General features: G+C 64.4%; 27 protein-coding genes. 15 read left to right on the top strand and 12 right to left on the bottom strand.

Annotated features, from left to right (window positions below; all coding sequences use genetic code 11):
* Nucleotides 1–26 precede the first annotated feature (26 nt).
* The 5 genes from ctaD to KHY18_RS13780 are packed head-to-tail and all read left to right on the top strand — an operon-like array spanning nt 27 to nt 3,583.
* A complete protein-coding gene (gene ctaD, locus KHY18_RS13800; RefSeq protein WP_213300697.1) occupies nt 27–1,679 on the top strand; it encodes a cytochrome c oxidase subunit I in 1,653 nt (550 codons plus the stop codon).
* 10 nt (nt 1,680–1,689) lie between these two features.
* Complete coding sequence (locus tag KHY18_RS13795) at nt 1,690–1,803, top strand: cytochrome oxidase small assembly protein (protein ID WP_213300695.1); 114 nt, start codon at nt 1,690–1,692, stop codon at nt 1,801–1,803.
* Between the two features lie 10 nt (nt 1,804–1,813).
* A complete protein-coding gene (locus tag KHY18_RS13790) occupies nt 1,814–2,452 on the top strand; it encodes a cytochrome c oxidase assembly protein (RefSeq protein ID WP_213300693.1) in 639 nt (212 codons plus the stop codon).
* Complete coding sequence (locus tag KHY18_RS13785) at nt 2,449–2,652, top strand: DUF2970 domain-containing protein (protein WP_213300729.1); 204 nt, start codon at nt 2,449–2,451, stop codon at nt 2,650–2,652. Before KHY18_RS13790 ends, KHY18_RS13785 begins: the two co-directional genes overlap by 4 nt.
* A gap of 49 nt (nt 2,653–2,701) precedes the next feature.
* Nucleotides 2,702–3,583, top strand: a complete 882-nt coding sequence (locus KHY18_RS13780) for a cytochrome c oxidase subunit 3 (RefSeq protein WP_213300690.1) — start codon at nt 2,702–2,704, stop codon at nt 3,581–3,583.
* 62 nt (nt 3,584–3,645) lie between these two features.
* Here KHY18_RS13780 and KHY18_RS13775 read toward each other — a convergent pair whose 3' ends face one another.
* Nucleotides 3,646–3,888, bottom strand: a complete 243-nt coding sequence (locus KHY18_RS13775) for a twin transmembrane helix small protein (RefSeq protein ID WP_213300687.1) — start codon at nt 3,886–3,888, stop codon at nt 3,646–3,648.
* A gap of 57 nt (nt 3,889–3,945) precedes the next feature.
* Between KHY18_RS13775 and KHY18_RS13770 the strand changes: the two genes are divergently transcribed.
* From KHY18_RS13770 to KHY18_RS13755, 4 genes are read left to right on the top strand one after another with little or no spacing between them, the layout of a single operon-like run.
* On the top strand, nt 3,946–4,680 hold the full coding sequence (locus tag KHY18_RS13770; RefSeq protein ID WP_349630293.1) for an SURF1 family protein: 735 nt from the start codon (nt 3,946–3,948) through the stop codon (nt 4,678–4,680).
* The gene (locus KHY18_RS13765) at nt 4,622–5,377 is read left to right on the top strand and encodes a redox-active disulfide-containing membrane protein (RefSeq protein WP_213300685.1); all 756 of its coding nucleotides are present in this window, start codon (nt 4,622–4,624) and stop codon (nt 5,375–5,377) included. The genes KHY18_RS13770 and KHY18_RS13765 overlap by 59 nt, the downstream gene beginning before the upstream one ends.
* Nucleotides 5,378–5,398: 21 nt before the next feature.
* Nucleotides 5,399–6,295 carry a heme o synthase gene (gene cyoE, locus KHY18_RS13760; RefSeq protein ID WP_213300683.1) on the top strand — a complete coding sequence of 299 codons (897 nt, stop codon included), beginning with the start codon at nt 5,399–5,401 and terminating at the stop codon, nt 6,293–6,295.
* 6 nt (nt 6,296–6,301) lie between these two features.
* Entirely contained in the window at nt 6,302–6,916 is a 615-nt protein-coding gene (locus tag KHY18_RS13755; RefSeq protein ID WP_213300681.1) for an SCO family protein, read from the top strand.
* A 5-nt stretch (nt 6,917–6,921) separates the two neighbouring features.
* On the opposite strand, the gene KHY18_RS13750 is transcribed toward KHY18_RS13755, so the two are convergent.
* Nucleotides 6,922–7,911 (bottom strand): Bug family tripartite tricarboxylate transporter substrate binding protein, encoded by a 990-nt coding sequence (locus KHY18_RS13750; RefSeq protein ID WP_502768890.1) that lies wholly within the window; start codon nt 7,909–7,911, stop codon nt 6,922–6,924.
* A gap of 112 nt (nt 7,912–8,023) precedes the next feature.
* A complete protein-coding gene (gene rpoH / locus KHY18_RS13745) occupies nt 8,024–8,968 on the bottom strand; it encodes an RNA polymerase sigma factor RpoH (RefSeq protein WP_159911244.1) in 945 nt (314 codons plus the stop codon).
* Between the two features lie 132 nt (nt 8,969–9,100).
* On the opposite strand from rpoH, the gene cutA reads away from it, so the two are divergent.
* A complete protein-coding gene (gene cutA, locus KHY18_RS13740) occupies nt 9,101–9,433 on the top strand; it encodes a divalent-cation tolerance protein CutA (protein ID WP_213300677.1) in 333 nt (110 codons plus the stop codon).
* Nucleotides 9,434–9,442: 9 nt separating this feature from the next.
* On the opposite strand, the gene ftsY is transcribed toward cutA, so the two are convergent.
* Nucleotides 9,443–10,711 carry a signal recognition particle-docking protein FtsY gene (gene ftsY, locus KHY18_RS13735; protein ID WP_213300675.1) on the bottom strand — a complete coding sequence of 423 codons (1,269 nt, stop codon included), beginning with the start codon at nt 10,709–10,711 and terminating at the stop codon, nt 9,443–9,445.
* A 28-nt stretch (nt 10,712–10,739) separates the two neighbouring features.
* On the opposite strand from ftsY, the gene KHY18_RS13730 reads away from it, so the two are divergent.
* From KHY18_RS13730 to coaD, 4 genes are all read left to right on the top strand, one after another.
* Entirely contained in the window at nt 10,740–12,188 is a 1,449-nt protein-coding gene (locus tag KHY18_RS13730; protein WP_213300673.1) for a M16 family metallopeptidase, read from the top strand.
* 20 nt (nt 12,189–12,208) lie between these two features.
* Nucleotides 12,209–13,582 carry a M16 family metallopeptidase gene (locus tag KHY18_RS13725; RefSeq protein ID WP_213300671.1) on the top strand — a complete coding sequence of 458 codons (1,374 nt, stop codon included), beginning with the start codon at nt 12,209–12,211 and terminating at the stop codon, nt 13,580–13,582.
* Nucleotides 13,579–14,373 (top strand): 16S rRNA (guanine(966)-N(2))-methyltransferase RsmD, encoded by a 795-nt coding sequence (gene rsmD, locus KHY18_RS13720; protein WP_349630292.1) that lies wholly within the window; start codon nt 13,579–13,581, stop codon nt 14,371–14,373. Before KHY18_RS13725 ends, rsmD begins: the two co-directional genes overlap by 4 nt.
* A gap of 91 nt (nt 14,374–14,464) precedes the next feature.
* Complete coding sequence (gene coaD, locus KHY18_RS13715; RefSeq protein ID WP_213300668.1) at nt 14,465–14,965, top strand: pantetheine-phosphate adenylyltransferase; 501 nt, start codon at nt 14,465–14,467, stop codon at nt 14,963–14,965.
* A gap of 7 nt (nt 14,966–14,972) precedes the next feature.
* On the opposite strand, the gene KHY18_RS13710 is transcribed toward coaD, so the two are convergent.
* The 5 genes from KHY18_RS13710 to KHY18_RS13690 all read right to left on the bottom strand — a co-directional run bounded on the left by KHY18_RS13710 (nt 14,973) and on the right by KHY18_RS13690 (nt 18,725).
* Nucleotides 14,973–16,070, bottom strand: a complete 1,098-nt coding sequence (locus KHY18_RS13710) for a zinc-binding metallopeptidase family protein (RefSeq protein WP_213300665.1) — start codon at nt 16,068–16,070, stop codon at nt 14,973–14,975.
* Nucleotides 16,071–16,156: 86 nt separating this feature from the next.
* Entirely contained in the window at nt 16,157–16,474 is a 318-nt protein-coding gene (locus KHY18_RS13705; protein ID WP_213300663.1) for a BON domain-containing protein, read from the bottom strand.
* An 82-nt stretch (nt 16,475–16,556) separates the two neighbouring features.
* Nucleotides 16,557–16,952: a hypothetical protein gene (locus KHY18_RS13700; RefSeq protein ID WP_213300661.1), complete on the bottom strand. Its 396-nt coding sequence runs from the start codon at nt 16,950–16,952 to the stop codon at nt 16,557–16,559.
* Nucleotides 16,953–16,998: 46 nt separating this feature from the next.
* A complete protein-coding gene (locus tag KHY18_RS13695; RefSeq protein WP_213300659.1) occupies nt 16,999–17,163 on the bottom strand; it encodes a DUF1328 domain-containing protein in 165 nt (54 codons plus the stop codon).
* A gap of 203 nt (nt 17,164–17,366) precedes the next feature.
* A complete protein-coding gene (locus tag KHY18_RS13690; RefSeq protein WP_213300657.1) occupies nt 17,367–18,725 on the bottom strand; it encodes a sensor histidine kinase in 1,359 nt (452 codons plus the stop codon).
* Nucleotides 18,726–18,873: 148 nt separating this feature from the next.
* Here KHY18_RS13690 and KHY18_RS13685 point away from each other — a divergent pair, with 148 nt between their 5' ends.
* The gene (locus KHY18_RS13685) at nt 18,874–19,506 is read left to right on the top strand and encodes a response regulator (RefSeq protein WP_159911228.1); all 633 of its coding nucleotides are present in this window, start codon (nt 18,874–18,876) and stop codon (nt 19,504–19,506) included.
* Here KHY18_RS13685 and KHY18_RS13680 read toward each other — a convergent pair.
* The 3 genes from KHY18_RS13680 to KHY18_RS13670 form a co-directional block, all read right to left on the bottom strand.
* Complete coding sequence (locus KHY18_RS13680; RefSeq protein ID WP_213300722.1) at nt 19,484–19,894, bottom strand: response regulator; 411 nt, start codon at nt 19,892–19,894, stop codon at nt 19,484–19,486. The genes KHY18_RS13685 and KHY18_RS13680 overlap by 23 nt on opposite strands.
* 130 nt (nt 19,895–20,024) lie before the next feature.
* The gene (locus KHY18_RS13675; protein WP_213300655.1) at nt 20,025–20,777 is read right to left on the bottom strand and encodes a HesA/MoeB/ThiF family protein; all 753 of its coding nucleotides are present in this window, start codon (nt 20,775–20,777) and stop codon (nt 20,025–20,027) included.
* An 88-nt stretch (nt 20,778–20,865) separates the two neighbouring features.
* A complete protein-coding gene (locus tag KHY18_RS13670) occupies nt 20,866–22,305 on the bottom strand; it encodes a S41 family peptidase (RefSeq protein WP_213300652.1) in 1,440 nt (479 codons plus the stop codon).
* Nucleotides 22,306–22,322 lie beyond the last annotated feature (17 nt).

Genomic DNA, 22,322 nt, shown 5'->3' with positions numbered 1-22,322 from the left:
GGCCCCAACGTACCGAGGAATCGAAGATGAGCGCAGTAATTGACAACCACGGGCCGGCAGCAGGCCATGCGGACCACGCGGGCCACGACGACCACCACGATCACCACCACGCGCCGCCGACCGGCTGGCGCCGCTGGATGTACGCGACCAACCACAAGGACATCGGCACGCTGTACCTGCTGTTCGCGTTCACCATGCTGATGGTGGGCGGCGTGCTCGCGCTGCTGATCCGCGCCGAGCTGTTCCAGCCCGGGCTGCAGCTCGTGAACCCCGAGCTGTTCAACCAGCTGACCACCATGCACGGCCTGATCATGGTGTTCGGCGCCATCATGCCGGCGTTCGTGGGCTTCGCCAACTGGATGATTCCGCTGCAGATCGGCGCGTCCGACATGGCCTTCGCGCGCATGAACAACTTCAGCTTCTGGCTGATGGTGCCCGCGGGCGCGATGCTGGTCGGCTCGTTCTTCATGCCCGGCGGCGCGCCCGCCGCCGGCTGGACGCTCTATGCACCGCTGACGCTGCAGATGGGCCCGTCGATGGACACCAGCATCTTCGCGATGCACGTGCTCGGCGCCTCGTCCATCATGGGCTCGATCAACATCATCGTCACCATCCTCAACATGCGCGCGCCCGGCATGACGCTGATGAAGATGCCGATGTTCGCCTGGACCTGGCTGATCACCGCCTACCTGCTGATCGCCGTGATGCCCGTGCTCGCCGGCGCGATCACCATGACGCTCACCGACCGCCACTTCGGCACCAGCTTCTTCAACCCCGCGGGCGGCGGCGACCCGGTGATGTACCAGCACATCTTCTGGTTCTTCGGTCACCCCGAGGTCTACATCATGATCCTGCCGGCCTTCGGCATCGTGAGCCAGATCGTTCCCGCGTTCGCGCGCAAGCGGCTGTTCGGCTATGCGTCCATGGTCTACGCGACCGCGTCCATCGCCATCCTGTCGTTCATCGTCTGGGCGCACCACATGTTCACCACGGGCATGCCGGTCACAGGCCAGCTGTTCTTCATGTACGCGACCATGCTGATCTCGGTGCCCACGGCCGTGAAGGTGTTCAACTGGATCGCGACCATGTGGCGCGGCTCCATGACCTTCGAGACGCCCATGCTGTTCGCGGTGGGCTTCATCTTCGTGTTCACCATGGGCGGCTTCACGGGTCTGATCCTCGCGATGGCGCCCATCGACATCCAGCTGCAGGACACCTATTACGTCGTCGCCCACTTCCACTACGTGCTGGTCGCGGGCTCGCTGTTCTCGATGTTTGCCGCCTATTACTACTGGGCGCCCAAGTGGACCGGCGTGATGTATTCCGAAACCCGCGGCCGCATCCATTTCTGGGGCTCGCTGGTGTTCTTCAACATCACGTTCTTCCCCATGCACTTCCTGGGCCTGGCGGGCATGCCGCGCCGCTATGCCGACTACCCGATGCAGTTCGCCGACTTCAACATGCTGGCGTCCATCGGTGCGTTCGGCTTCGGCCTGATCCAGGTGTATTTCTTCCTGTTCGTGGTCGTGCCCGCGATGCGCGGCAAGGGCGAGAAAGCGCCGCAGCGCCCCTGGGAAGGCGCCGAGGGTCTGGAATGGGAAGTGCCTTCGCCCGCACCGTTCCACACGTTCGAGAACCCTCCCAAGCTCGACCCGACCGCAACCCGCGTGATTGGATGAGAACATGGCAATGTCGCCCGAACAACGCAAAAGCAATCTGCGCCTCGCACTGATCCTGGCCTCGATCGCCGCCGTCTTCCTGGCGGGCTTCGTGGCCAAGATGCTGTGGCTGGGTGCGCAGTAAAAGGATAGCCGTGGGAATGCGCCAGGAAAACACGAAGATGGTCGGCAAGCTGGCGGTGATCGCCGTCGGCATGTTCGCCTTCGGCTATGCGCTGATTCCCATCTACAAGCATGTCTGCGAAGCGCTGGGCATCAACATCCTCGCGATCTCCGAGCGCCAGGTGCCGGGCAACGGCCAGATCGGTCCCAACGCCAAGCTGCCGGCCAACTCCCAGGTCGACATGAGCCGCACCATCACCGTCGAGTTCGACGCGAATGCGCGCGGCCCCTGGGACTTCAAGCCGCGCCAGCGCTCTGTGCAGGTGCATCCGGGCGAGCTCACGGTGGTCGAGTACGAATTCCAGAACGTGCAGAACCGCCGCATGGCCGCGCAGGCGATTCCCAGCTACGCGCCGCACCAGGCGGCCGCGCATTTCATCAAGCTCGAGTGCTTTTGCTTCAACCAGTACACGCTGGAGCCCGGTGAGAAAAAGGAATGGCCCGTGGCCTTCGTGATCGATCCGAAGATTTCCAAGGACGTCACGACCATCACGCTGTCGTACACCTTCTTCGAAGTCGGCGGCAAGACGCCGCCCGCACCCGCGGGCGGCCTCAAGCAACCGGTGGCGCGCCAGGCCGCGGCACCCGGCGTTCAGGAGCCCACGCTGTGACCGGCCCGCAGGAAAAGAAGAAAGCCTCGGCGCTGCGCACGGCGCGCACCATGCTGTGGGCATTGCTGGGCGTGCGCAAGGGCAGCGAATACCAGAAAGACGTTGAAAGCATCACTGCGCTGCAGGTGGTGGTGGGGGGGCTGGTGGCCATTGTCGTATTGGTCGCAGGCTTGATCTTGATTGTGAACTGGATCGTCTGAGCGCCAAGCTACAGACGGACGCAAGGACCTAGAGAGTCAGGAGCAGGAAATGAGTGGAACTACCCAAGGCGCAACGCCCTACTACTACGTGCCCGGTGAATCGCGCCATCCGATCATGGCGGCCGCGGGCCTGTTCTTCGTGATCCTCGGCGCGGGGCAATGGATCAACGGCCACGAGTGGGGCAAATGGAGTCTGTTCTTCGGCCTGGCCTGGTGGCTGGTCGTGCTCTACCAATGGTTCCGCGACGCGATCCATGAAAGCGAAAGCGGGCTCTACGGCCGCAAGATCGACCTGTCGTTCCGCTGGAGCATGAGCTGGTTCATCTTCTCCGAAGTGATGCTGTTCGGCGCGTTCTTCACCGCGCTGTGGTGGGGCCGCGCGCATTCGGTGCCCACGCTGGGCGGCATAGAGAACGCCTTGCTGTGGCCCGACTTCAAGGCCGTCTGGCCCAGCATGGCGGCCGGTGCCACGGCCTCGCCCGCGGGCACCGTGGAGCCGTTCCAGACCGTGGGCCCGTTCTGGCTGCCAACCATCAACACCGCGCTGCTGCTGACCTCGGGCGTCACGCTGACCATCGCCCACCACGCGTTGCGCGAAAGCCACCGTGGTCGCACCATCGCCTTCATGTGGGCCACCGTGGTGCTGGGCTTCATCTTCCTGTGCGTGCAGGGCTACGAGTACTACCACCTCTACACCGACCTGAACCTCAAGCTGTCGTCGGGCATCTTCGGCTCGACCTTCTACATGCTCACGGGCTTTCACGGCTTCCACGTGTTCGTCGGCATGCTGATGCTGTTCTTCATCACGCTGCGGCTGCAAAAAGGCCACTTCACGGCCGAAAAGCACTTCGGCTTCGAAGGCGCGGCCTGGTACTGGCACTTCGTTGACGTGGTGTGGCTGGGTCTTTACGTGTTGGTCTACTGGATGTGAACAGATGGCGGTGGCCTCGGCCACCATGTTGCAAGAGCCGGCCTTGCGCCGGCTCTGCCGCTTCAGCGTCCCACCGGCAGCCCCGTCGGCTGGATATACCCCAGCTTCCAGCTGATCAGCAGGCACAGGAACAACAGCACCGACAAGCCCACGCGCAGCGCCAGCGCACGCGCCATATGCTGGCTGCGGCGGCGGTTATCCTCGACACCCTCGCGCGGCCGGCGCATCATGAAGAACAAGGCGCTGCCCAGGCTGGCGAGAATGCCCAGAAAGGCCAAGGCGATGAAGATTTTCATGGAGACCATTATCCGGTGAGTAAAAGCACAAGGCCAGCGGGTTCGCCAGTAGGCGCGCGCTTCTGGGTGATCACCTTGGCCGCGGTGTTGGCAATCGTCGGCACCGCCGCGCTGGGCCGCTGGCAGCTCGACCGCGCGGCGCAGAAGCAGGCGCTGGCCGCGGCCATTGAAGCGCGTGGCCAGCAGGCACCGCTCGATGGGCCGGCACTTGAACAGGCATTGCAGAAAGCGCCGGCGGCCGATCTGGTCCACCGCCCTGTGACGCTGCAGGGCCGCTGGCTCGCGCCGCATACTGTCTACCTCGACAACCGGCAGATGCATGGTCGTCCCGGCTTCTTCGTGCTGACGCCTCTGGCCCTCGACGGGCCCACGCCCGCGGTGGTGCTGGTGCAGCGCGGCTGGATACCCCGAAACTTCCAGGACCGCACGGCGCTGGCTCCGGTAGCCACGCCCGCGGGCCCGGTGGCCGTCGCCGGCCTGCTCGCGCTCGCGCCCGCGCGGCTGTACGAAATGGCACCCGGTGCAGACCCTGTTTCCGAAACGTCGCCTATCCGACAGAATCTCGACATGGCCCATTTCCGCGCGCAAACCGGTCTGCCCGTGCTCGCGATGAGCGTGCTGCAGACAGGCGCGGACAGCGAAGGCCTGCAGCGCGACTGGCCCCGCATCGACGCGGGAGTGGACAAGCATTACGGCTATGCATTTCAATGGTTTGGTATCAGTCTCCTGATGGCGGTTCTCTATGTCTGGTTTCAACTCTTCCGACGCTTCATTCGCCCGCGCCAGCAGCCCGCCGCCTGAGCGCGCCGCTGCCGAGCCGCTGGGCCTGAGCGTGCATGGCCTGCCCGCGGCAGGCGAGGCGATGCAGGCCGTGCAGCGCACGCGCTCCGGGCGCTGGCAGATGATAGGCGTGCTGCTGGTCTGCGCGGCGCCGGTCATTGCCTCCTACTTCACCTACTACGTGGTCCGGCCCGAAGGCCGGCGCAACTTCGGCGAGCTGATACAGCCGCAGCGTGCATTGCCCGATGTGCAGGCGCGCACGCTCGCTGGTGCGTCCGTGCCGCTGGCATCGCTCAAGGGGCAATGGCTGCTGGTCAGCGTCGCGGGTGGGCAATGCAATGCGGCCTGCGAGGAACACCTGTATCTGCAGCGCCAGCTGCGCGAAAGCCTGGGCCGCGAGAAGGACAGGCTCGACTGGGTCTGGCTCGTCAACGACGCCGCCCAGCCGCCTGCCGCGCTGGCGCCGGCCATGGCCCAGGGCCAGGTGCTGCGCGTCGATGGCCAGGCGCTGGCCGGCTGGCTAGAGCCCGCGCCAGGCCAGCGCATTGAAGACCACCTCTATCTCGTCGATCCCATGGGCCACTGGATGATGCGCATGCCCGCATCGCTGGACAAATCGACCGCCGCCAAGGCCAAGCGCGACCTCGACCGCCTGCTGCGCGCGGCTTCGTCCTGGGACACGGCGGGTCGCCCCGATGCTGCTGCCCCGACCCGCTGAGTTTTCCATTCGAGTTCCCGCATGAGCCTCGCTGCCTCCGTTTCCGTTCCTTCGCGCTTTGCGCAGTTCTACGCGCTGACCAAGCCGCGCGTGGTGCAATTGATTGTTTTCTGTGCGCTGATCGGCATGGTGCTGGCCATACCCGGCTGGCCGGCACTGGACCAGCTGGCGTTGATGGCCGTGGCCTGCGCCGGCATCTGGCTGGTTGCGGGCGCGGCCGCGGCGTTCAACTGCCTGGTCGAAAAAGGCATAGACGCCAAGATGAAGCGCACGGCCTGGCGGCCCACGGCCAAGGGCCAGCTGTCTGACGGCCAGGCGCTGGCGTTTTCCACGCTGCTGTGCGCGGCGGGCTCGGCGGTTCTCTATGTCTGGGTTAATCCGCTGACCATGTGGCTCACGCTCGCGACCTTTGTCGGCTATGCCGTGGTCTATACGCTGATCCTCAAGCCGCTGACGCCGCAGAACATCGTGATCGGCGGCGCCTCGGGCGCGATGCCGCCGGTGCTGGGCTGGGCCGCGGTGACCGGCCAGGTCACGCCCGAGTCGCTGATCCTGTTCCTGATCATCTTCCTCTGGACGCCGCCGCATTTCTGGGCGCTGGCGCTGTACCGTGTCGAGGATTACCGCCAGGCCGGCCTGCCCATGCTGCCCGTGACGCACGGCAATGAATTCACCCGTTTGCAGGTGTTTCTCTATACGCTGGTATTGTTTGCCGGATGCCTCCTGCCGTTCGTCTTCGGCATGAGTTCCTGGCTCTACCTGGTGGCGGCCGTGGTGCTGGGCCTGGGGTTCTGTGCGTATGGCTTTCGGCTGTGGCGCAATTACTCCGACGCCCTGGCCCGCAAGACCTTCCGGTTTTCGCTGATCCACCTGAGCCTGCTGTTCGCTGCACTATTGGCGGATCACTATATTTTTTGAACGACTATGGATAAACGACGTGTATTGAAGTTGTTGCTGGCCTCGGCGGTCGGCACCGGGACGGCGGGCCTGCTCGCGGGCTGCAGCCGCGAACCCAAGGCCAGCTTCCAGGGCGTGGACGTGACCGGCGCTGAATACGCGCGCGACTTCTCCTTGCCCGATGCCTCGGGCCAGCAGCGCAGCCTCAAGGACTTCGCGGGCAAGGTGGTGGTGGTGTTCTTCGGCTATACCCAATGCCCCGATGTCTGCCCGACCTCGCTGCAGGAACTGGCCGAAGTCAAGAAGCTGCTGGGCGCCGACGGCGAGCGCCTGCAGGGCATTTTCGTCACGCTGGACCCCGAGCGCGACAAGCCCGAAATGCTCAAGGCCTACATGGAAAGCTTCGACCCCGGCTTTGTCGCGCTGCGCGGCACGCCCGAGCAGACCGCGGCGATCGCCAAGGACTTCAAGATCTTCTACAAGAAGGTCGACGGCCCGACCCCGGAGAGCTATACGCTGGACCATTCGGCCGGCAGCTATGTCTACGACCCCGCAGGCCGCCTGCGCGTCTACGAGCGCTATGGCACAGGCCCTCAGGGCCTGACCGCCGACGTGCGCATGCTGCTCGCGGAAAAGGCCTGATCAGGTCATTGCGCGGTTATCTTCTGACTGCGAATGATGTCGCCCATGACCTTGGCATCGGTGCGAATGCGGTTGGCCAGGCCTTCTGACGACGTGCCAGCAACCTGCCAGCCCTGGGCGAACAGCTTGGCGCGGATGTCGGGGTGGCGCGCGATTTCGCTCAGCAGCGTGCCAAGGCGTTCGACGATGGACTGGGGCATGGAGCGCGGCGCGGCGACCGCGTTCCAGATTTCCATCTGGTAGTTGGCAATGCCGGCTTCCGACAGGCTGGGATATTCAGGCACCAGCGACGAGCGGCTGGTCGATGTCACGCCGATCACGCGCAGCTTGCCCGCGCGTGCCTGGGCCGCGGCCATGGCCGGGGGCAGCAGTGCGAGCTGCACCTGCTCGCCGATGATGGCGTTGATGACCTGCGGGTTGCCGGGGTAGGGCACATGCACCGGCGCGATGCCCGCGCGTGCCTTGAGCAGCTCCATGCCGATATGCGCGACCGTGCCTATGCCCGGGCTGCCGTAGCTCCATTTGTCGCCGCTGGCGCGCGCAGCCGCGAAGAATTCGGCGGCCGTGCTGCCCGGGGCCTGGGCCGAAGCGGCCAGCGCCAGCGGCGCGGTGGCGATCAGGCTCACGGGCTGCAGGTCCTTGAGCGGGTCGTAAGTCGCCTTGGGATTGATCAGCTTGGCAATGGTCATGTTGCCGTTGATCATCAGGCCCAGCGTATGGTCGTCGGTCGCGTGGGCAACGGCATCGGCGCCGATGTTGCCCCCGGCGCCCACCTTGTTCTCGACCACCACCGGCTGGCCCAGCATCTTGGCCAGCGGCTCGGCCAGCGTGCGTGCGACCAGGTCGGGCGACGATCCGCCAGGAAAGCCGACGATCAGCTTGACCGGGCGCGTGGGCCAGGCGGCCGGGCCGGCCGCCAGGGCGGGGACGCAGGCGGCAGCCGCGGCGCTGGCTGCCGATGCCAGCAGCGTGCGGCGGGTCAATCTCGAAATCATGCGTGCTCCTCGGATCATCATTATTGAAATACAGGGTCTTGTGCAGGCGACGCGCCATGAAAAAAGCGCACCGCCTGCAAAGGCGGTGCGCCGATTATCCCAGCCGCGAGACTTAAGCGTATTCGGCCAGCGTCTTCTTCATCTTCTTCATCGCCGCCGATTCGATCTGGCGGATGCGCTCGGCGCTGACGCCATAGACCGCGGCGAGTTCGTGCAGCGTCATGCCACCCGAGCCGTCGTCATTGACCTTGAGCCAGCGCTCCTCGACGATGCGTCGGCTGCGCTCATCCAGACCGCCCAGCGCCAGGCTGATGCCGTCGGTGGCCAGCGCGTCGCGCTGGCGCGACTCGATCATCGCCGTGGGTTCATGCGAACCATCGGCGAGGTAGGCGATGGGCCCGAAAGCGTTCTCGCCGTCATCGGAAGGAGACGGATCGAGCAGCACGTCGCCGCCCGACATGCGGGTTTCCATTTCGATGACTTCTTCGCGCTTGACGTTGAGCTTTTGCGCGACGGTGTCGATCTCATGCGGGCTCAGCGTGTCGCGGTGGGTGCTCTCGTCGAGCGCCGCGGCATCGGCCTTGAGCCCTTGCTTCATGGAGCGCAGGTTGAAGAACAGCTTGCGCTGGGCCTTGGTCGTGGCCAGCTTGACCATGCGCCAGTTCTTCAGGATGTATTCGTGGATCTCGGCCTTGATCCAGTGCATGGCGTAGCTCACCAGGCGCACGCCCTGTTCGGGATCGAAGCGCTTGACGGCTTTCATCAGGCCCACGTTGCCTTCCTGGATCAGGTCGCCATGCGGCAGGCCATAGCCCAGGTACTGGCGCGAGATGGCCACCACCAGGCGCAGGTGCGACATCACCAGGCGGCCGGCTGCATCGAGGTCGCTGTCATTCTTGAGGCGACGCGCGTAGTCCTGCTCTTCTTCCAGCGTGAGCATGGGAAGACGATTGACTGCCGTGATGTAGGCGTCCAGGTTGCCCAGCGGAGGTACCAGCGCCCAGGGATTGGTGGGAGCCAGCGTGGTCGTCGCAATGTTTGCGGATGTGGAGGTCATTGAAGTCCTTTCTTCCATATCTTCATATTAGCAGTCTATTGGAGAGAGTGCTAAGGCAGAAGTTCCTTAACCATTGACAACTTGTGCCAACCCTGCTTGCAGCGTGGCTTGGCGCTGTCCTAGACTGCATGTATGTCAGCAGAATACTCCTGGATCGCGATCTGCGTCGTGACCACCACGGTAGCCAGTGCAGAAGACGCGCAGCGATTGGCCAGCAGCCTGGTGCAGGCGCGGCTCGCGGCCTGCGCCCAGACCGAAATCGTTACATCCCATTACGTCTGGCAGCAGGCGCTGCATGAAGACCGTGAATGGCGCGTGGTGTTCAAGACCTTGCCCGACGCCTTGCAGGGGCTGACCCAGCGCCTGCGCGCCGAGCATCCCTACGAAGTGCCGCAGTTGCTGGTGCGCACCGAGCAGTGCCTGGCCGATTACGCGCAGTGGGTGCGCGACGGCGTCGACAGCTGAGGCCGCGCCTCAGCTCAGCAAGGCCTGGGCGAATTCCTTGGCATTGAAGGTTTCGAGGTCTTCGAGCTTCTCGCCCACGCCGATGAAATACACCGGAATGGGGCGTTCCTGGGCAATGGCTGCCAGCACGCCGCCCTTGGCCGTGCCGTCGAGCTTGGTCACGATCAGGCCGGTCAGCTGCAGTGCGTCGTCGAACGAGCGCACCTGGGCCAGCGCGTTCTGGCCGGTGTTGCCGTCGATCACCAGCAGCACTTCATGCGGTGCCGTGGCGTCGGCCTTGGTGACCACGCGGCGAATCTTCTTGAGTTCTTCCATCAGATGCAGCTGCGTGGGCAGGCGACCCGCGGTATCGACCAGCACCACGTCCTTCTTGCGCGCCTTGCCCGCGGTCACGGCATCGAAGCTCACGGCCGCCGGGTCGCCGCCTTGCTGGCTCACGATTTCGACGGTGTTGCGCGTGGCCCAGACGCCCAACTGCTCGCGCGCGGCCGCACGGTAGGTGTCGGCCGCGGCCAGCAGCACGCTGGCGCCTTCATCGGCGAGGTGCTTGGTGAGCTTGCCTATGGAGGTGGTCTTGCCCGCGCCGTTGACGCCCGCGACCATGATCACGGTGGGCGTGAACTGGCCTATGACCAGCGGTTTCTCCAGCGGCTGCAGCAGGTCGGCCAGCGACTGGGCCAGCAGCTCCTTGACGGCCGACGGCTCGGTGGCCTTGGTCTCCTTGACGCGGCGCTTGAGGTCGGCGAGCAGATGCTGCGTGGCCTTGACGCCCGTATCGGCCATCAGCAGCGCATCTTCGAGCTCTTCATACAGCGCTTCGTCGATCTTGGTGCCGGTGAACACCGTGGAGATGTTGTTGCCGGTCTTGCGCAGCCCGGCCTTGAGCCGGCCCAGCCAGTTGGCGCGCTCCTGCGCGGGAAGGGCCTGGGCAGGCGCAGCCGGCGTGTTGACCACGACAGGCGGCGCAGCCGGTGCCGGGGCGGCAACGACTGGGGGCGCCGCGACCGGCGTCTCGGGCTGCACGGGTTTGGCCGCGCCGAACATCTGCCGCAGGCGGTTCATGGCCCCCGGCGCGGGCTCGGCCGGTGGCGCGGAAATCTCCTGCGGACCTGGCGCGGTGCCCGTATCCGACGCGCTGGCGGCAGACTCCGGGATAATGTCCGGAACAATTTCCGGAACATGCTCGTGCTCAATAGGCGCGGACGCGGGCGTACTCACCGGCTCATCGGCGGGTGGTACGGCGGAAGGAAGGGGCTTTTTTTTGAAAAAACTGAACATTGGCGGGTTCGTAGAATCTGAGCATTCTATGAAACGTGCTCTTACCCTCCTGGGCCTCGTGGCCTGCCTGAGCGCCGGGGCGCAAAATTTGCCCCCTGCGAGCCCGCAAAAATCCGCCTCTTCGAGCCCTCAATCCGCTGCGGCCGCAGCGTCCAAGGCCCAGCAATTCACGCTGGCCAACGGCATGCAGCTGATCGTGCAGCCCGACCGACGCGCGCCCACGGCCGTGCACATGGTCTGGGTGCGGGTGGGCTCCATGGACGAGGTCGACGGCACTTCGGGCGTGGCCCATGTGCTCGAGCACATGATGTTCAAGGGTTCCAAGGCCTTGCCCGCGGGCGAGTTCTCGCGCCGCGTGGCGGCGCTGGGCGGGCGCGACAACGCGTTCACCAGCCGCGACTACACCGGCTACTACCAGCAGATTCCGTCGCAGCGCCTTGAAGATGTGATGCGCCTCGAATCGGATCGCTTTGCCCACAACCAGTGGCCCGACGAGGAATTCCGCAAGGAACTCGAAGTGGTCAAGGAAGAGCGGCGCATGCGCACCGACGACCAGCCGCGCGCCGCGCTGTTCGAGCAGCTCTATGCCACGGCCTATACGGCTTCGCCCTATCGCCGGCCCGTGGTCGGCTGGATGAGCGATCTCGAAGCGATGACGCCCGATGACGCGCGCGCATTCTTTCGCAAGTGGTATGTACCCTCTAACGCGGTGGTGGTCGTGGCCGGCGATGTCGATGTCGCCAAGGTCAGGCGCCTGGCCGAGAAGTACTACGGCAGCATTCCCGCCAAGGCCACGCCGGCGCGCAAGCCCCAGGTCGAGCCCGAACAAAAGGGCCTGCGCCGCGTGGCGCTCAAGCTGCCGGCCGAACAGGCTTTCGTGACGCTGGGCTTCAAGGTTCCGGGCATTTCGCGGCTCGAGAATCTGGGTCCGCAGGACAAGGACGCGCTGGCGCTCATGATGCTGTCGGAAGTGCTTAGCGGCTACAGCGGCGCACGCCTGGAGCGCGCGCTGGAGCAGGGCCCGCAGCGGGTCGCCGATTCTGCCAGCAGCTCGGCGTCGTTGCTGGGCCGCGGTCCCAGCATGTTCATGCTGACGGGCATTCCCGCGGCCGGCAAGACGGTCGCCGAAGTCGAAACCGCGCTGCGTGCCGAAGTGCAGCGCGTGGCGCGCGAAGGCGTCGATGCGACCGAACTCGCGCGCGTCAAGACGCAATGGGTTGCGGGTACGGTCTATGAGCGCGATTCGGTGTTCAGCCAGGCACAGACGCTGGGCAGCTACTGGAGCATGGGCATGCCGGTCGATGCCGAGGAGCGCTTGCTGCAGCAGTTGAAACAGATCACGTCGGCCCAGGTCCAGGACGTCGCCGCGCGCTATTTCGGCGACGACCAACTGACCATCGCCACGCTGGAGCCGCAGCCCCTTGATCCGGCCAAGCCCCGCCGTCCCGAGTCTGCCTCCGAGCAGCCCCTGCATTGAGCCTGCTTCGGAGTGAACGCATGAAAGCTTTTCCCACACGCACCGCCAGCTTGCTGCTGGCACTCACGGGCGGCCTGATGGCTGCCCAGCCGGCCTGGGCCTTGCTGCCTATCCAGCACTGGACCCAGCCCAGCGGCGCCCAGGTCTGGCTGGTCGACAGCCCGGGCATTCCCATGGTCGATGTCCAGGTGGCATTCGACGCCGGCAACCGCCGTGATCCCGCCGATCAATCGGGCCTGGCCGCGGCCGTGGCCTTGATGGCGTCCAAGGGCGTGCGCGCCAGCGGCGACGCTCCTGCCCAGGACGAGAACGCGCTGGGCGAAGCCTGGGCCGATCTGGGCGCAAACTTCGGCGCGGGCGCCGACGATGACGGCTTCAGCTATCTGCTGCGCTCGCTGACCGAGCCCGACCTGCTGGCCAAGGCCACGCGCCTGGCCGCACGCCAGATCGCCGAGCCCAGCTGGCCGCAGGACATCTGGCAGCGCGACCGCGCGCGCTGGAGCGCGGCGCTCAAGGAGGCCGATACCCGCCCCGCGACGGTCGCCGCCAAGGCCTTTTCCGCGGCCGTCTACGGCGGTCATCCCTATGGCCAACAGACGTCCGAAGCCACGCTGGCGCGCATTGATGTGAGCGCCATGCAGGCTTTCCACCGCAAGCTGATCAACGCCTGCGGCGCGCGCGTGAGCATCGTCGGAGCGCTTGATCGCGCCCAGGCCGATGCGCTGGTCACCCAGCTGCTCGCGCCTTTGCAGGCGCATGATGCCGCTGCGCGACCCGCGGGTTCGGCCTGCCCGCAGCAGCCCGCGCTGCCCGAAGTGGCGGCACTCTCGGCGGCACGCACCATCGATATCCCCTTCGCTTCGGCCCAGGCCCATGTGCTGATCGGCCAGCCCGGCATCACGCGGCGCAATCCTGACTTTCTGGCCGTCATGGTCGGCAACCACATTCTGGGCGGCGGCGGCTTCACGTCGCGGCTGATGGCCCAGGTGCGTGAAAAGCGCGGGCTCAGCTACAGCGTGTACAGCGGCTTCGCGCCCGGCCTGCATGCGGGCGCGTTCCAGATCGGCCTGCAGACCCGCGGCGACCAGGCACCCGAAGCCGTCAAGGTTTCGCAGCAGGTGCTGGCCGAGTTCGTCGCCAAGGGCCCGACCGACGCAGAACTGCGCGCGGCCAAGGACAACCTGATCGGCGGTTTCGCGCTGCGCATCGACAGCAACCGCAAGCTGCTGTCGAACGTGGCGAACATCGCCTGGAATGATTTACCGCTCGATTACCTCGAGCATTGGACAAAACGCGTCGAGGCTCTGACCGCCAACGAGGTGCGTGCCGCGATGGCCCGCATGCTCCAGCCCGATCGCATGGTGACTGTGGTGGTCGGAGGAAGCAAACCATGAGCCGTTCCCGTATTCATATCGATGTGCAATCCATGGCCGTGGCCGATGCGATCAAGGCACTCGAACACAAGACACGCGTGCGCACGCGTGACCTGCCCGAAGTCGTCGAAGCGCCCGCGCCGCTCAAGGGCAAGGCGTTGAAAGCCGCCAAGGCCGAAGCCGCGGCCAAGGCCGGCACGACCGGCGGCTCGGGCGAGATCCGCATCATCGGCGGCCAGTGGCGGCGCACGCGCCTGTCCGTGGCCCAGCGCCCCGGACTGCGGCCCACGCCCGACCGTGTGCGCGAAACGCTGTTCAACTGGCTGGGCCAGGACCTCACGGGCTGGCGCTGCATCGATGCGTTCGCGGGCACGGGCGTGCTCGGCTTCGAGGCCGCATCGCGCGGCGCCAAGGACGTGAGCATGGTCGAGCTCGATGCCGGCCTGGTCGCGCAGCTGCGTACCCTGCAGCAGCGCCTGGGCGCGACCGCCGTCAAGGTGCAGCGCGGCGACGGGCTGAGCATTCTGCAGCAGATCACGGCCGACAGCCTGGACCTGGTGCTGATCGATCCGCCGTTCACCGAGAACGCGCTGTTCCTGCCGGCGTTGCGCGCCGCGCGCAGCGCCATCGGCGCCGACGGCTGGGTCTACCTCGAAGCGCCCGCGGAGTGGGGCGAGGCCGCGCTTGCGCCGCTGGGCCTCACGCGCCAGCGCTATCTCAAGGCCGGAGCGGTGCATGCGCATTTGCTGCGCAAGGGGCCGGTCGTGGCGGCTGCCGAAGCAGTCGACGAAGCGTCTGCAGCCGCCGACTGAGCACGCGCGCAGCGCTTGGGCATAATGCGCGCAAGGCCTGCACCTAAGGGGTGCAGCGCCACCCTTTTGCTACTTTGGAGACTCCCACGCCATGGCCGAAAACGTGCTCGCCGTCTATCCCGGCACTTTCGATCCGATCACCCTGGGCCATGAAGATGTGGTGCGCCGCGCGACCCAGCTCTTCGGGCGGGTGATCGTCGCCGTGGCCGCGGGCCACCACAAGAAGACCATGTTCAGTCTGGACGAGCGCATCGCCATGGTGCGCGAAGCGGTCAAGCCCTATCCCCAGGTGACGGTCGAAAGCTTTTCGGGCCTGCTGCGTGACTTTGTCGTGCAGCGCGGCGGCAAGGCCATGGTGCGCGGCCTGCGCGCGGTCACCGACTTCGACTACGAATTCCAGCTCGCGGGAATGAACCGCACGCTGATGCCCGAAGTCGAGACGGTGTTCCTCACGCCCAGCGACAAGTTCCAGTTCATCAGCAGCACCTTTGTGCGCGAGATCGCCACCCTGGGCGGTGAAGTCGACAAGTTTGTGTCGGCCGACGTCTACGCGCGCCTGCGCCAGAAAGTCTCCGGCCCTGCTGGCCCCTGAGCGGCAATTATTCGGACCGGGCCAAAGGCTGCGGCTGTCGCTGCAGCAGTCGTTGCTGCAGCAGTTCATGCACCCACAGCAGCTTGCGCCTTGCGCCTGCCGAAAGCGCAAACGGGTAGGCGTCCTGGTGGCCAAGGCTGCGATTGAGGCTGTTGAGCAACAGCGTCAGCGGCACCCATTGCTCCAGCATGGCGTTGAAGTCAGGCGGGGTGGTGCCAAACGGGTCCTGCACCAACTGGTCATGCGGCTGTGAGGGGTCGGGCACGGTCACATGGGTCTGGTAGCTGGCCGCCGTCTCGAGCAGGTCGACCATGTGCAGATAGTGCGCCCAGGTCTCGGCCCAGTCTTCCCAAGGATGGGACTGGGCATAGCTGCTGATGAACTTCTCCTGCCAGCCGACCAGCTTGTCCTGCTTGGCGTAATAGTTCTGCAGTGCCTGCTCGTAGTCCTCGCGCTCATCTCCGAAAAGCGCGCGAAAGCCTTCGAGATGCGCGCTGTCGCGCACCAGCAGGTCCCAGAAGAAATGCCCGCACTCGTGGCGCAGATGGCCGATCAGCGTGCGGTAGGGCTCATTCAATGCCAGGCGCCGGCGCGCGCGTTCTTCGTCATCGGCTTCGGCCACATTCAGCGTGATCGTGCCGCTCGCGTGTCCGGTCATCACCGGGGGCTGGCCCGGAACTTCTTCCAGCAGATCGTATTGCGGCGCGCGCTCGCCCTGGCCGGGCTGCAGACCCAGCCGTGCAAGACAGTAATAGAGATGGCGTTTGGCGGCCTCGATCTGCTTCCAGCGGCGCAGATTGGACAGATCGGACAGGTCGGGCAGCCAGCGTGTCTGGCGGCAGGAAACGCACTGGGCGTGGGCATCGCCGCCGACCACCGTGAAGTTGCAGCTGTCGTACAGCGTGCGGTTGCGGCAGAAGCGGAAGATTTCGGCCTTGCCCGTGTCCTTGGGCGAGGCCCGCTGCCACCAGCCGCCATCAAGCGGCTTCATGGCCACCATTTCGAGTGATTGCGGCAGGAACGCGAGCGCCGCTCCGCAGTGCAGGCACTGAACGCTGTCAAAAAAAACCAGATGACCGCATTGGTCGCAATTGAATACCTGCATGGGCCTACTCTAACGACAAAAAGGGCCGGAATCGCTTCCGGCCCTTTTTGTAGGGCGATGTCGGGCCTGTTGCCAGGCCCGAGAAATCAGGGGCGAACCACGATGCTGTTACGCACTTCACGCACGTGATTGGTCGAGCGTGCGATTTGTTCCGCACGGCTCTTTTCGGTTTGCGACTTGGCAAAGCCGGACAGCTGCACCGTGCCGTTGAGCGTTTCGACGCTGATCGAAGTGGCCGACACCGACTTGTCTTCGGCCATCTTGGCCTTGACCGCGGTAGTGATGCCGGCGTCGTCCACATAGGAACCGACAGACTGCTGGTCACGGAACACGGAACAGCCGGTGGCGGCAACCAGGGTGGCACCGGTAACTACAGCGAAAGCAATGGCGCGGGTGAATTTCATGGTGTCTTCCTTCGAGGTGGATAAAAGCGTTTTTAGAATTGGTAGGCGCTGGGCCTAGAGGGAAACGAGTGAGCGTGCAGGCTCAATGGCGTGAACGCGAGCCCCACAGCAGGGCAGTCGCGACGGCTGCGCCGGCGGCGGCGGCAAGCATCAGAGATTTGGCCGGCTGGTCAACCACATAGCGGTTGGTGGCTTCGGCGGCCGACTGGATCTGGCGGCGCGCACGCTCGGAGCTGTCGGCGCAGAAGTGAATGCTGCGGTTGGCGAGTTCCTGGGCGCGAGCGGCGAGGTCGTCAATCACGGGGTTGATCTGCTTTTGAGCGGCTTCGAGACCTTCCTGGGCCTTGTCGACGGCTTCGGAGGCAACCTTGCGCGTGGCGTTCACGCCTTCCTTGGCGGCTTCCGCGGCGTTGTTGACCAGATCCTTGGTGGCGTCAGCGGCTTTTTGGGCGTTGTCTGCAGGGGTGTTCGAGCTCATGGATTCCTCCTAATAAATTACGGTCTTGGCAGCGTGGTGTTCAGGCTCAGCGTTTTTTCAACAGGCTCAGCACGAACGTGACGACGGCCATGATCACGAAGATGTAGAACAGGATCTTGGCAATGCCCACTGCGCCTGCGGCGATACCGCCAAAGCCAAAAATGGCTGCAATCAGGGCGATGACCAGAAAAACGACGGCGTAATGCAACATGCAATTCTCCTTAGAAGCCCGCACCGGCAAGCTTGAAAGAGTGCTTGCTGCAGGCGTTGCTGTAACAACTACTGTAGGAGTCGGACCGGCGCCGCGCTGCCAGTGTCCAACGGGCGACCTCGTCAGCCTTATGGTGGTTGCCTGAGTGGTCCTGCTCCTACAACGCCGCGCCATGCTGCCAGGCCCATGCCTGGCGGAGGATTTCAGGCGATTCCGGGCGTCGCCGTGGTCAGCGGAATCACCGCCGAAATGGTCGTGCCCTTGCCCACTTCGGAAGATACGGTCAGGCGCCCGCCTGCGGCTTCAACGCGGTGGCGCATACCCGCCAGACCGTGGGAGTTCAGGCGTACCGTGGCGGTATCGAAGCCTTCGCCGTCGTCCTGAATCTGCACGGCGACATAGGTCGGGTAGTTGTGCACCGTGACCACCGCATGGCTGGCCTTGGCGTACTTGCCGATGTTGGTCAGGGACTCCTGAACGATGCGGTAGACCGTGAGCTGGGTGGTCTCCGACAGCACCACGGCTTCGAGGTTGGCTTCGACTTCGATGTTGCTGCGGTTGGCGAATTCGCGCGTCAGGATTTCGAGCGAAGTGATCAGCCCCAGGTTGGCCTGCGACGAAGGGCGCAGGTCTTCGATGATGCGGCGCTTGAGCGCAATGCCGCTGTTGAGCGCTTCGATCAGATGCTGCACGCGCTCGGAGATTTCCGGCGAGCTCATGTCGATGCGCGACTTCAGCCGCGCGACATCGAGCTTGGCCGCGGTCAGCAGCGCGCCGAGCTCGTCGTGGAGTTCGCGCGCCAGGTGGCCGCGCTCATCCTCGCGCACCTGTTGCAGATGGTTGGCGAGTTCGGTCAGCGTGGACGTGCGTTCGCGCACCAGTTCTTCGAGGCGCATGCGTTCGTCATGCTGCAGCGCCTGCTCGCGCTCGTTCGAGGCCTGCAGGCTGTGGGCCTGGCGCAGATACATGTAGAACGCCAGCAGGCCGATCACCGTCACGGTCGCGATGCCTATGCGCGACAGCAGCAGCGATTGCTCGATGTCGGACTGGCTCACGCGGCTGCGTTCGGTGGTGCTTTCCATCAAGGTCCGGCTATAGGCGCGGATCGCGTCCATGTTCTCCTTGCCCAGGTCGGTGAACAGCACGAAGCGCCAGGCCTCCTCGTTGCCCTGGCGGTACAGGCGCAGACTCAACTCCATTTCCGAGAGCTTGCGCGCGACCTGGCGTGACAGCGGAGCGAAGGAGTCGAGGTCCGGGCGCGACGTCATGAAGATGTTGCGCAGGTTGTCGAGGTTGCCGTTGACCGACGCCACGGCTTTTTCGTAAGGCTCGAGGTAGCGCTCATCGTTGGTGAGCAGGTAGCCGCGCATGCCGGTTTCGGCATCGAGCATGTTCTGCAGCAGCATGCTGAGCGAGGCGCGGGCGTTGTGAATGTGTGACAAGTTGTCCAGCGCATCGCGCGAACGCTTGTAACCTGCCTCGTTGATGCCGACCAGCAAAACAGCCGCGAGAATGGCGAGTGGCAAGCTGATTGCGAGCCTGCGTAATTGTGACCAACGCATGTTGTTCCTCCTGCTGAGGAGTTTCAGCGAGATATTCTGCATAATCAAGACACGTCGATACACCGCATTTGCAATGCGTGTGTCGTAACTAAGTGTTCACTTTGTGGTAACTGAAGGGCAGTCGCCCGTCTTAGGGAGAAAGACTTCAATGATCAAGATAGGCATTGTGGATGACCACGCCATCGTTCGTTCCGGCCTGCGCCAATTTTTGTCGGAACATGTTGATTTGCGCGTAGTGGGAGAGGCCTCGAATGGCCGTGAAGCCATCGATCTGGTGCGTGAGCAGGAAATCGATGTGCTGTTGATGGACTTGTCGATGCCCGGCCAAAGCGGGCTGGATGCACTTGCCATGCTGCGCGCCAAGGCGCCCGAAATGGGGATTCTGATTCTCAGTGGCTACCCTGAAGAGCATTACGCGATCAACCTGATTCGTCAGGGCGCAAGCGGCTATCTCAACAAGGAATGCGATCCCCAGGAGATCGCCGAAGCGATTCGCACGATCGCGCTGGGACGGCGTTATTTGACGCCGGCAGTCGCCGACCTGCTGGCCCAGCAACTCAACCGCAAGGACGATGCGCCTGCGCATGAGCAACTCTCGGAGCGCGAGTTCCAGGTGTTTCTCAAGCTTGCGCGCGGCGAAACCGCGGGCGATATCGCCAAGTCGTTGTCGCTGAGCGTGAAGACGGTCAGCACCTACCGCACGCGGCTGATGGAGAAGATGGCGCTGTCGTCGAACAGCGATCTGACCTATTACGCGCTCAAGAATCGGCTGATCGATTGAGCTTGTTGGCTTTGTGTTGGGCGCTGAGCTCGACACAGTAGTCGACCAAGGCGTCGATTTCGTTGGATTTGTCGAAGACTGCGTCGACGCCCAGTTGTGCACAGCGCGTGCGCACGTCGGGCGTCGCGTAGTTGCTGAGCACCACGATTTTTTGGTGCGCAAGGCGTTTGCTGCAGGCAGCCAGCACGCCCAGACCGCTTCCCTGGCGCAGGAACAGGTCAAGAATCGCTACATCCCATTGCGCGGTGTGGCGCGTGAGCCAGTCAGTGCCTTCGAATTCTGTTTCGGCGATGCCTACGGACTCGATCTCGGCCAGCTCTTCGAGCGTGGCAATCAGGTTCTCACGGATGGTGGCATTGTCTTCAACAATATACGTACGCAATTTCACGGTGGTGTCCAGGTAATAGGCGGCTGGCGCAGCTTCGGGACACTGCGACAGGCGTGGCAGCCCGCATTTCGCTTGGACGTCCATCGAATCATTTTGCCAGCGACTGCACGCTGCAAAAGTAGGCCGATTCCTACGAATGGTTACCACAAACAGGGCAAAGGGTCATTCTGGTGACTTGCATGCTCGACCAATCCATGCGTCGGATGTCGAACATCATCAATCGCCCCGTGGCGGACGGGCCACAGCCGGAGATCAATTTGAGCGCTTCGGCCGCCTGCAGGCTGCCCATGGTGCCGACCAAGGGCGCAAATACCCCCATGGTCGAACATTGTTCTTCCTCGAAATCGGCTTCGGGCGGAAACACGCAGGCATAGCAGGGCGCGTCCTTCTCGTTCGGGTCTATGACCATCAACTGGCCATCGAAGCGCAGTGCCGCGGCGGCCACCAGCGGTATGCCGTGGCGCACGCAGGCCGCGTTGACCAGGTGGCGCGTGCGGTAGTTGTCGCAGCAGTCGAGCACGACGGTCGCGGTCGGCAGCAGGCGATCGAGCAACTCGGCATCGGCGCGCTGCTGCAGCGCCGTGATGCGCACTTCAGGATTGATGGCATGCACCGCGGCGCGTATCGACTCCACCTTGGGACTGCCCACGCGGTCGCTGGTGTGGGCGATCTGGCGCTGCAGATTGGTCAGATCGACGCTGTCGTCGTCGATCACGGTGATATGGCCCACACCTGCGGCGCCGAGGTACAGGGCCGCGGGCGAGCCCAGACCGCCGGCGCCGATGATCACGGCATGGGCGGCAAGAATGCGCTCCTGGCCTTCGATGCCGATCTCGTCGAGCAGGATGTGCCGCGAGTAGCGCAGCAGCTGGTCATCAGTCATGGCGGTGTGGGTATGCGAGGGTCCATGAAAAAGGCCGGGCATGCTGCCCGGCCGGTGCGCTCAGTCTGCCCCGAGGGCAGCGGGCGGCTTACTCTTCCTTCTTTTCGAGCTCCCGCTCGGTCAGCGTCTTGCTGACGACCACGGTCTCGCCCTTGAGCTGGCGCAGGGCCTGCTGCAGGCGGAAGTCTTCGGCCGTGCCGTATTCGGGCAGCTTGCGGTCGGCCGCGGGCTTCTTGGTTTCGGCTTCGAGGCGCTTGCGGGCTTCCTCGCGCGCCTTTTCGCGCGCCACTTCGGCCGCCTTTTCGTCGCCCTGGCCGCTGCCCAGGTGCTTGTCCAGGTCGGCTTCACGCATGCGCAGCGCGGCGAACATGTCGCCTTCGGCGGTTTCATCGACCATCACGTCGGGCACGATGCCCTTGGCCTGGATCGATTTGCCGCTGGGCGTGTAGTAGCGCGCGGTGGTCAGCTTGATGCCGGTGTCGGGCCCCAGCGGACGCACGGTCTGCACCGAGCCCTTGCCGAAAGTCTGGCTGCCGAGCACCGTGGCGCGCTTGTGGTCCTGCAGCGCGCCGGCAACGATTTCGCTGGCCGAGGCCGAGCCTTCGTTGACCAGCACCACCACAGGCACCTTCTTGAGGGCCGCGGGCAGGCGTTGCAGCGGGTCGCCCTGGCCGCGGCGCAGGTAGAACTCGGGTGCGGCCTTGTAGGTCGCCTTGCTTTCCTCGAGCTGGCCGTTGGTCGAGACCACGGTCACGCCATCGGGCAGGAAGGCCGCCGAGATGGCGACAGCCGCGTCGAGCAGGCCGCCCGGATCGTTGCGCAAATCGAGCACCAGGCCCTTGAGTCCGGGGTCCTTGGCGTAGATTTCCTCGACCTTGCGCACGAAGTCGTCGACCGTGCGTTCCTGGAACTGGCTCAGGCGAATCCATGCATAGCCGGGCTCGATGACCTTGCCCTTGACGGACTGGGTCTTGATTTCCTCGCGCGTGATCGTGACCGGGAAGCTGCGGCTTTCGTCCTTGCGCAGGATGGTCAGCAACACCTTGGTATTGGGTTCGCCACGCATGCGTTTGACGGCATCGTTGAGCGACAGGCCCTTGACGGCCGTGTCATCGATCTTGGTGATCAAGTCGTTGGTCTTGAGGCCGGCGCGAAACGCGGGCGAGCCTTCGATGGGCGAAACCACCTTGATCAGGCCGTCTTCCTGCGTGATCTCTATGCCAACGCCCACGAATCGACCGGACGTGCCTTCCTTGAATTCCTTGAAGGATTTCTTGTCGAAATACTGGGAATGCGGGTCAAGGCTGGCCACCATGCCGGAGATGGCATCGGTGATGAGCTTCTTGTCATCCACAGGCTCGACGTAGTCGGTCTTGATCAGACCGAATACCGCCGACAACTGCTGGATTTCTTCCAGTGGAAGGGGAGCCATGGCGCCACGGGCCATGGTTTGCAGGGATACCGTGGTCAATGCACCGGCAAGAACGCCCGCGGAGACCCATCCAGCAATTTTGAGTTTTTGGCCCATAAAACACCTTTACCGCT

The sequence above is a fragment of the Acidovorax sp. CCYZU-2555 genome, from assembly GCF_018413525.1.
Lineage (GTDB): Bacteria > Pseudomonadota > Gammaproteobacteria > Burkholderiales > Burkholderiaceae_C > Comamonas.
Note: the sequence above shows the minus strand (reverse complement) of the source record. Positions and strands in the feature narration are given on the sequence as shown.

Excerpts from the sequence above, each read along its gene's own strand:
- KHY18_RS13725 (WP_213300671.1), top strand. The coding sequence starts at position 12,209 with ATGAAAGCTTTTCCCACACGCACCGCCAGCTTGCTGCTGGCACTCACG.
- KHY18_RS13710 (WP_213300665.1), bottom strand. The coding sequence starts at position 16,070 with ATGCAGGTATTCAATTGCGACCAATGCGGTCATCTGGTTTTTTTTGAC.
- KHY18_RS13670 (WP_213300652.1), bottom strand. The coding sequence starts at position 22,305 with ATGGGCCAAAAACTCAAAATTGCTGGATGGGTCTCCGCGGGCGTTCTT.
- ftsY (WP_213300675.1), bottom strand. The coding sequence starts at position 10,711 with ATGTTCAGTTTTTTCAAAAAAAAGCCCCTTCCTTCCGCCGTACCACCC.
- KHY18_RS13700 (WP_213300661.1), bottom strand. The coding sequence starts at position 16,952 with ATGAGCTCGAACACCCCTGCAGACAACGCCCAAAAAGCCGCTGACGCC.
- KHY18_RS13730 (WP_213300673.1), top strand. The coding sequence starts at position 10,740 with ATGAAACGTGCTCTTACCCTCCTGGGCCTCGTGGCCTGCCTGAGCGCC.
- KHY18_RS13780 (WP_213300690.1), top strand. The coding sequence starts at position 2,702 with ATGAGTGGAACTACCCAAGGCGCAACGCCCTACTACTACGTGCCCGGT.
- rsmD (WP_349630292.1), top strand. The coding sequence starts at position 13,579 with ATGAGCCGTTCCCGTATTCATATCGATGTGCAATCCATGGCCGTGGCC.
- KHY18_RS13755 (WP_213300681.1), top strand. The coding sequence starts at position 6,302 with ATGGATAAACGACGTGTATTGAAGTTGTTGCTGGCCTCGGCGGTCGGC.
- KHY18_RS13765 (WP_213300685.1), top strand. The coding sequence starts at position 4,622 with ATGTCTGGTTTCAACTCTTCCGACGCTTCATTCGCCCGCGCCAGCAGC.
- KHY18_RS13675 (WP_213300655.1), bottom strand. The coding sequence starts at position 20,777 with ATGACTGATGACCAGCTGCTGCGCTACTCGCGGCACATCCTGCTCGAC.
- KHY18_RS13690 (WP_213300657.1), bottom strand. The coding sequence starts at position 18,725 with ATGCGTTGGTCACAATTACGCAGGCTCGCAATCAGCTTGCCACTCGCC.
- cutA (WP_213300677.1), top strand. The coding sequence starts at position 9,101 with ATGTCAGCAGAATACTCCTGGATCGCGATCTGCGTCGTGACCACCACG.
- rpoH (WP_159911244.1), bottom strand. The coding sequence starts at position 8,968 with ATGACCTCCACATCCGCAAACATTGCGACGACCACGCTGGCTCCCACC.
- cyoE (WP_213300683.1), top strand. The coding sequence starts at position 5,399 with ATGAGCCTCGCTGCCTCCGTTTCCGTTCCTTCGCGCTTTGCGCAGTTC.
- coaD (WP_213300668.1), top strand. The coding sequence starts at position 14,465 with ATGGCCGAAAACGTGCTCGCCGTCTATCCCGGCACTTTCGATCCGATC.
- KHY18_RS13685 (WP_159911228.1), top strand. The coding sequence starts at position 18,874 with ATGATCAAGATAGGCATTGTGGATGACCACGCCATCGTTCGTTCCGGC.
- KHY18_RS13795 (WP_213300695.1), top strand. The coding sequence starts at position 1,690 with ATGTCGCCCGAACAACGCAAAAGCAATCTGCGCCTCGCACTGATCCTG.
- KHY18_RS13775 (WP_213300687.1), bottom strand. The coding sequence starts at position 3,888 with ATGGTCTCCATGAAAATCTTCATCGCCTTGGCCTTTCTGGGCATTCTC.
- KHY18_RS13695 (WP_213300659.1), bottom strand. The coding sequence starts at position 17,163 with ATGTTGCATTACGCCGTCGTTTTTCTGGTCATCGCCCTGATTGCAGCC.
- KHY18_RS13705 (WP_213300663.1), bottom strand. The coding sequence starts at position 16,474 with ATGAAATTCACCCGCGCCATTGCTTTCGCTGTAGTTACCGGTGCCACC.
- ctaD (WP_213300697.1), top strand. The coding sequence starts at position 27 with ATGAGCGCAGTAATTGACAACCACGGGCCGGCAGCAGGCCATGCGGAC.
- KHY18_RS13750 (WP_502768890.1), bottom strand. The coding sequence starts at position 7,911 with ATGATTTCGAGATTGACCCGCCGCACGCTGCTGGCATCGGCAGCCAGC.